The following is a 7,196-nucleotide window of genomic DNA, read 5'->3' as shown; positions in this document are numbered from 1 at the left end:
GGTTTCAATCAGAAGGATCGGAACATGCGATTTAAAGGGGTAGCCACCTGCTTCGCAATCATCCTTCTGTGCGGCCAGGTGTGGGCGACTGATCAGGAGCAAAAAAAGGAAGTGGCTGAAGACAAGGCACAGGTCCTGGAGCAGAAAGCGGCAGAGAAGGGTAACGAAGCTCCGGTGCCCAAATCCGAGGTCATCACCCCCTCCGAAGCGCAGGCGGTCGATCCGGCGGGCACGGCGCCGCTGGAGGATGCCATTACGTGCCTTGCACGCAGTATCTACTGGGAAGCCAAAGGGGTGACTGCTGCCGACATGGAAGGCGTCGCCAGCGTGGTCATGAACCGGCTGGGTCACGAAGGTTTTCCGGATACGGTGTGCGCCGTGGTCAAGCAAGGTTCCGAAAAGCATGCCTGCCAGTTTTCCTGGTGGTGCGACGGGCGTGCGGATCAGGTAAAGGAAGACGACGAATATGCCATCGCCAAGGAGATCGCGCGCAAGGCACTCAACAAGCAACTGACGGACCGCACCCACGGTGCCTTGTATTTCCACGACAGAACGGTGAAACCCGACTGGGCGAAGCAGTACATCAAGACGGGCGAGACCCGGAAGTTTCTGTTCTATAAACCTGGTGGCGGAACGGCAAAGTAGGTGCGAATCGCTTCGCACCATCTGGAGCCAACCCTCTACTGGCCGCTTATGCTACGAGAGGGAAACGCTACGGTGATGGTCAGCCCCTCGCGCTTCCAGTCACGGCGGATTTCGCCGTGAAGCTGGCCATGCACGGTCGCTTTGGCGAGAAGGGTGCCGAACCCGGTGCTGTCGGGCTCCCGGTCAATGAGCGGGCCATTCCTTTCGCTCCAGACCACGGTGAATACCTCCTCACTCTCGCTACAGGCAATATCCAAAAGCCCTTCAGGCAAAGAGAGCGCCCCATATTTCGCGGCGTTGGTTGCAAACTCATGCAACAGCAAAGCGAAGCTGGTGACTGATGCACCGTCAATCGTTATGTCAGGGCCGGTCACGACGGCGCGTGACTGGCTGGTATCCCCGCTATCGGCATAAGGCGCGAGAATGGTTTGAATGAGGGCATGCAATGTCGTTGGCTGCTCGTTACTCAAACCGTGCGGTATGGTCAGGGTATGGGCTCGCGCCAATGCGTTCAGCCGTGCGCAAACGGCGGAGGCGAGTTCACCGGGGGTCGTTGCCGAACGGGCGCTCAGTGAGACCACGCTGTTTGCCAGGGTGAACAGGTTTTTCACCCGGTGATCCATCTCTCTGATGAGCAGGCTCTTTTGTTCTTCCGCCTGTCGTCGCTCAGTGATATCGCGAGCGATTTTGGCCGCTCCGACAATACGGCCTTGCCGATTTCTGATAGGGGAGACGGCGAGAGAGATCTCGACCAGGCTGCCGTCTTTGCGCCGCCGGAGGGTTTCATAGTGTTCGATGCGCTCGCCTCGACGGATGCGCGCCAAAATGCCGGGTTCCTCATCCCGTCGATCCAGGGGGATGAGCATATCAATGGGTTGGCCGACCGCTTCCTCGGCCGTGTAACCGAAGAGTCGCTGGGCGCCAGCGTTCCAGTTGGTAATCGTGCCGTTCAGGTCTTTGGCGATGATCGCGTCGGCGGACGATTCGACCAGCGCGTCATGGATCAGCGCGGCTTTGTCGGCGACGGTCTGGTCAGTCAGATCGATCAGCATGTTAACGGCGCCTATCAGGCTGCCTTCTGCATCGAAGATCGGCGAGGGGCACGCCAGAAAACGAACGCGTGTGCCATCCGGACGCTCGGCGATGGCTTCAATCCCTCTGACAGGACGTTGTTCCTTCAATGCCATGGACATGGGGCATTCATCGTGGGGCAGCGGCGTGCCGTCAGGCCAATAGAGCTTCCAGGAGCCGCAAAAGGTGCTCTCCCCAAGCGTCGGGGTCACTCCCCACAGTGCCACCGCTGCACGGTTGTAAAAGGTGATCAGACCCTTGGCATCGGTGGTGTAGATGGCCTCGGGCAGTGCCTCAAGGACATCGCTCAACCCCAGGTCATGAAGGGACGGGGAGGTTTGCTCGCTACCTTCTGAGGGTGTACAGGTAGGTCCAATAGCGGTGTCGTCCTCATGGACAGGCCCTTGGCTCATTCGCAAACTCCATGCTGGTGGTGCCTTGGCACTCGATTCAGGTGATTCGGGTTGAAACACAGGATATAGCGATGTGGCGAGGTCCCGGAAAGAACCTTGCCTCTAATTAAGGACTATTTTTGGTCGCGCACAAGAAGCTTGATCGAAATTCGCTCGCTGCTGCCCGTACATTTTTACGCTTTCTTTACGGTAGGTGTTTTCCCTTGCGAGGATACTTGCCGCGTTTTTTTGATCGTCGACAGGCCTGCAAACTCTCCAGGTCGCTTGAACGAACGGCATGACACCCATGGACTAATCTCATTATCAAGCCGTGGGGTTTCAAGGCTGAGTTCCAATGTTTGCCCGGTAGCCCCGCAAACCCTCTTGCTCGAAGGTGGCATGCCATTTATTTCCTTCAATCTCAGAGAAGCTACCCGTGAGCGAAACAGCGATCCCCGCCCATGAAAACTCCCACGCCAAAACATCAGGAGTGGGCTTGCTCGTCGCCGCGGTCGGCGTGGTTTATGGGGACATTGGTACCAGCCCGCTTTACACCCTCAAGGAAGTGTTCGCCGGCCACTATGGCGTCCAGGCCAATCAGGACGGTGTACTGGGCATTCTGTCGTTGATTTTCTGGTCGCTGATCTGGGTCGTCTCGATCAAGTACGTGCTGTTTATCCTGCGCGCCAACAACCAGGGCGAGGGCGGCATCATGGCCTTGACGGCACTGGCACGCCGGGCCTCGGCGCCTTATCCGAAAATGAGCCGGAACCTGGTGTTGCTCGGGCTGTTTGGCGCGGCACTGTTTTACGGGGACAGTATGATCACCCCGGCCATTTCGGTGCTATCCGCGGTTGAAGGTCTGCAACTTGCGTTCGAGGGCATCGGGCATTGGGTCGTTCCGCTGTCCGTTATCGTTCTGGTAGCACTGTTCCTGATCCAGAAACATGGCACGGCGCGTATCGGCATCCTGTTCGGCCCGGTCATGGTGCTGTGGTTCGTGGTGTTGGGCATTCTCGGTACATTCGGCATTCTGCAACGCCCGGAAGTGCTGCAAGCGCTCAATCCTGCTTGGGCGGTGCGATTCTTCGTGGTTCATCCGGGCATTGGCATCGCCATTCTGGGCGCCGTGGTATTGGCATTGACCGGTGCTGAAGCGCTGTATGCCGACATGGGCCATTTCGGTCGCAAACCGATTGCCCGTGCCTGGTTCATGCTGGTGCTGCCTGGCCTGGTGCTCAATTACTTTGGCCAGGGGGCGTTGATCCTCGGGAACCCGGATGCGGTACGCAACCCATTCTATCTATTGGCACCCGACTGGGCGCTGCTGCCGATGGTCGCGCTGTCGACACTGGCCACCATCATCGCCTCCCAGGCGGTGATTTCCGGGGCGTTCTCACTGACTCGCCAGGCCATTCAGCTGGGTTACGTGCCGCGTATGTTTATCCAGCACACCTCCAGTCAGGAGCAGGGGCAGATTTACATCGGCCTCGTGAACTGGGCGCTGATGGTCGGCGTCGTGTTGCTGGTCATCGGCTTCGAGTCGTCCAGTGCGCTGGCGGCGGCGTATGGCGTGGCGGTGACGGGGACCATGTTGATCACGACCATCCTGTCCTCGGCCGTGGTCCTGCTGCTGTGGAAAACACCGCGCTGGCTGGCGATTCCGATGCTGTTGGGTTTTCTCGTGGTCGACAGCCTGTACTTCGCCGCCAACATATCGAAGATCTTCCAGGGTGGTGCGTTCCCGGTAATCGCCGGTATTGCCCTGTTCATTTTGATGACCACCTGGAAGCGCGGCCGCAAGATCATTGTCGAGCGACTGGACGAAACCGCTCTGCCGCTGCCGTTGTTCATCAGCAGCATTCGCGCGCAACCACCCCATCGTGTGCAAGGTACCGCGGTATTTCTGACGGCCAGATCCGATGCAGTTCCCCATGCGCTGTTGCACAACCTGTTGCACAACCAGGTGCTGCACGAGCAGGTGGTGTTGCTCACCGTGGTGTCTGAAGACCGCCCGCGGGTGCCTGCGGATCAGCGGTTCGAGATCGAGTCTTTTGGCGAAGGGTTCTTCCGGGTCAGTCTGCACTTCGGCTTTATAGAGGAGCCCGATGTGCCGCTGGCGTTGAGCCTGTGCCATTTGAAAGAGCTGGATTTCAGTCCGATGCGCACCACCTATTTCCTCAGCCGCGAGACGGTCGTCCCGACCAAGCGTATCGGCATGGCCCGTTGGCGCGAGACCCTGTTCGCGTTCTTGCTGAAGAACGCCAACAGCAACCTCAAATACTTCAATTTGCCGCTCAATCGTGTGATTGAGCTGGGTACGCAGGTTGAGATGTAGCGACTCATCCCTGTGGGAGCGGCGGTGCGCTGCTCCCACAGGTAGACCTCGCCGATGGCACGCTGCGCAGAGTCTTGCCGCTGTGGCAGGCTCCGCCCGTCTCGGTTTATGCCCTCACCGAGACGCGACTGTTACCGGCGAAAGCCCAACGGTTCATCGAGTTTCTGCGTGAGAAATTGCAGGATGCTTAGCGGGTGGTGACTGCCTTCCACTAGGCAAGACCCGCGGGAAAGCGGACGTTCAGCCTTCTCTCTAAAAGACCGCGAAAGTTTATGCCCGTGGATTCGATTGTGGGCTTTAATGTCCGTGCTCACTATGCAGCCACGTTAGCTTCGACTCCGTACGAAGGTGGACGCGCCTGACGGCGGATTCAGGTTGCTGTGCACTTGTCCAATCAAGGAAGAAACGACATTGAAAATAGCTTTTGGCGCCCTGTTGTTGACCTGCCTGACTACTCTCGCACTCGCTGACGAGAACCCTGTCGGCTTCCAATCTTCCACACTGGCGGACTCACACAGTGACCGCTCACTGGAGATGGTCGTTTGGTACCCCAGTGCAACTAGCGCCGCCACGCAATTGATCGGCGATGATGCGGTGTTTGTCGGTGCTTCTGCCGTTCGTAACGCGCCACCCGCTGCTGGCAAGCATCCATTGCTGGTGCTCTCCCACGGGTACAGGGGGAACTGGAGCAACCAGATCTGGCTTGCCAGTGCTCTGGCTCATAGGGGGTACATCGTCGCGGCAATCAATCACCCTGGCACCACCACTCATGACCGTAGCCCTCAAGCTGCGGCGCAGTTATGGCAGCGCCCGGTTGATTTACGCCGAGCCATAGATGCGGTCACGACTCAACCAGAAAAATTCGGCTTGGTCGCCAATGACCGAATTGCAGCAGTGGGCCATTCACTCRGCGGCTGGACCGCCCTGGAGATCGCCGGTGCTCGYTTCGATCCAGACCGCTTCGCCCTTGACTGCAAAGCCCACCCGCAGTTAGCGAGTTGCACCGTCTACGAAACGATAAACCCTTCAAGCACCTCAAAATCAAAGACCGCGTTGGCCGCCGATTTGCGCGATAAACGCGTCTCTGCTGTGGTCACATTGGACCTGGGCCTTTCACGGGGCCTGACCGATGAAAGCCTGGCGGCGCTGCCGGTACCAACGCTGGTGATCGCTGCCGGTGTACCGTCGCGCGAGCTTCCTGCTGAGTTGGAGTCTGCCAACCTGGCCAAACGCTTGCCTGCGGCGACAAGCCGTTACGTCGAAATCAGCGACGCAAGCCATTTCAGCTTCTTGTCGATGTGCAAACCTGGCGCGCAGAAACTGCTCGAAGACGATGTACCAGGCGATGGCATCATTTGCCTGGATGGCGACGGCGGTCGCTCACGTGGGGTGATTCAGCAGCAGATCACATCGCTGATAGCAGAGTTTCTTCAGTCATCCTACAAAGAAGCAAGTTTGTAAACTCGTGGTGCGGGAACTGCTGCAGCTCAACAAAAAACCGCTGTAGCAGTTTTGGCGTCCGCGCGATCTGTCAGATCGGTTGGGCAGGGAAGTGGGCTCTGGGGCGGAAGCGGTCGGTCGCGAAGGCCAGGTAGATCAGCTCTCAGCGCAAGTGATTGCGTCCTGACCGGCTTCAGCCGCCAGCTTCAATCGGTCAGCTTTACTAATGTATTTAGTCTTGCTTTTCGGTGCCAGTTTGGCGCTGGCCTTTTTGGCGTTAGCCTTTAATAACTGATTTATTTTTTTACGACGATTCATATTTTCTGCTCGGTTTGTCAGTGCTTGAATGATACCAGCTTAAAATTTCAGGTAAAAATTGATACCGGTGCGGCGGCCTGCGAATTCCACTCCGTCCGCAATGGCCGTTGMGGCGGGAACTTCAGGGTACAGGCCAGGTCAATGGGGGCCCTGTGTCGCAGATGCCGAGCAGTGCTGGTGGCCTGTTTTACGACAGTGCCGTCCGAGATCAGCTGAGTCCGCCCCCTGATGCCAACCAAGATTTCTCTGCCGAGCCTCCTCCTGGCGTTCTGCGCCGTCACGTCGCTTTGTTCGGTTGCTGCCGAGCGAAGGGCGCCCTCGCAAAGCAACAGCGCATCAACCACCCTGATCGAAACCGCATCGCGGCAGTATGGAGATGGCCAGTTGGACCAAGCCGCTGCCACGCTGGAGCGTGCTCTGCATATCCAGCCGAACAATCCCGCGACGCTGCATTATCTCGGTGTGTTGCGTCTTCAGCAGGGGCAGTACCAACAGGCTGAAACGTTGGCGGTGCGCTCGAACATGAGAGTTGGTAGCAACGTAGCGTTACGCAACCGCAACTTCCAATTGATCCAGGCGGCGCAGCAGGCCACCGCATCGAGCACCTCACCCAACGCCAAAGAGGACCAGGTCGCAGTACAGAAGGGGCTTGAAGAGGAGGCCCAAAGGCTCCGCGAAGCAGAAATGGCCGCTGCTGAACAAACCGCTCCGGATACTGGGCGCGATGCTGGCAACTTCGCTCGCGCAATGCCCGAAGGAGAGTTGCAATCGGCTTCCGCCGAGCCAGCGCCCGCGTACGATGGAGTTGAGATTCCCCGCGGCCATTGGCCGCCTCCGGGTAAATGCCGAATCTGGTTTCCTGATCGCCCGCCCGGGCATCAGCCCCCACCGGGCAAATGCAAGAAGCTACGGCATCGGGTTCCGTTGGGAGCCTATCTGGTACACGGATGAGTTTCTGAGTGTCTTCTGGCGGGTCGGCGACGGTCCAGCTT

The 7,196-nt window shown here is 58.4% G+C and carries 6 protein-coding genes and 1 pseudogene; 5 read left to right on the top strand and 2 right to left on the bottom strand.

Going from position 1 to position 7,196, the window contains the following annotated elements:
* Positions 1-24: 24 nt before the first annotated feature.
* On the top strand, positions 25-645 hold the full coding sequence (locus AC1DLB_RS16390; protein WP_477744640.1) for a cell wall hydrolase: 621 nt from the start codon (positions 25-27) through the stop codon (positions 643-645).
* A 35-nt stretch (positions 646-680) separates the two neighbouring features.
* Here AC1DLB_RS16390 and AC1DLB_RS16385 read toward each other — a convergent pair whose 3' ends face one another.
* Positions 681-2,027 carry a PAS domain S-box protein gene (locus AC1DLB_RS16385; protein WP_177343092.1) on the bottom strand — a complete coding sequence of 449 codons (1,347 nt, stop codon included), beginning with the start codon at positions 2,025-2,027 and terminating at the stop codon, positions 681-683.
* Between the two features lie 517 nt (positions 2,028-2,544).
* On the opposite strand from AC1DLB_RS16385, the gene AC1DLB_RS16380 reads away from it, so the two are divergent.
* The 3 genes and pseudogenes from AC1DLB_RS16380 (at position 2,545) to AC1DLB_RS16370 (ending at position 5,907) form a co-directional block, all read left to right on the top strand.
* Positions 2,545-4,446, top strand: a complete 1,902-nt coding sequence (locus AC1DLB_RS16380) for a potassium transporter Kup (RefSeq protein WP_477744639.1) — start codon at positions 2,545-2,547, stop codon at positions 4,444-4,446.
* A gap of 20 nt (positions 4,447-4,466) precedes the next feature.
* Positions 4,467-4,637 (top strand): annotated as a pseudogene (locus AC1DLB_RS16375) (LysR family transcriptional regulator); the annotation flags it as partial.
* A 220-nt stretch (positions 4,638-4,857) separates the two neighbouring features.
* On the top strand, positions 4,858-5,907 hold the full coding sequence (locus tag AC1DLB_RS16370) for an alpha/beta hydrolase family protein (protein WP_477785287.1): 1,050 nt from the start codon (positions 4,858-4,860) through the stop codon (positions 5,905-5,907).
* A 135-nt stretch (positions 5,908-6,042) separates the two neighbouring features.
* On the opposite strand, the gene AC1DLB_RS16365 is transcribed toward AC1DLB_RS16370, so the two are convergent.
* On the bottom strand, positions 6,043-6,204 hold the full coding sequence (locus AC1DLB_RS16365; protein ID WP_064618425.1) for a DUF2986 domain-containing protein: 162 nt from the start codon (positions 6,202-6,204) through the stop codon (positions 6,043-6,045).
* Positions 6,205-6,432: 228 nt separating this feature from the next.
* On the opposite strand from AC1DLB_RS16365, the gene AC1DLB_RS16360 reads away from it, so the two are divergent.
* Positions 6,433-7,155 carry a tetratricopeptide repeat protein gene (locus tag AC1DLB_RS16360; RefSeq protein ID WP_477744637.1) on the top strand — a complete coding sequence of 241 codons (723 nt, stop codon included), beginning with the start codon at positions 6,433-6,435 and terminating at the stop codon, positions 7,153-7,155.
* The last annotated feature ends 41 nt before the right edge of the window (positions 7,156-7,196 follow it).

The organism is Pseudomonas sp. 05N434, from assembly GCF_056396965.1.
This window is presented reverse-complemented; position numbering and strand designations above follow the sequence as displayed.

Coding starts and splice junctions, on each gene's coding strand:
- AC1DLB_RS16365 (WP_064618425.1), bottom strand. CDS start 6,204: ATGAATCGTCGTAAAAAAATAAATCAGTTATTAAAGGCTAACGCCAAA.
- AC1DLB_RS16390 (WP_477744640.1), top strand. CDS start 25: ATGCGATTTAAAGGGGTAGCCACCTGCTTCGCAATCATCCTTCTGTGC.
- AC1DLB_RS16360 (WP_477744637.1), top strand. CDS start 6,433: ATGCCAACCAAGATTTCTCTGCCGAGCCTCCTCCTGGCGTTCTGCGCC.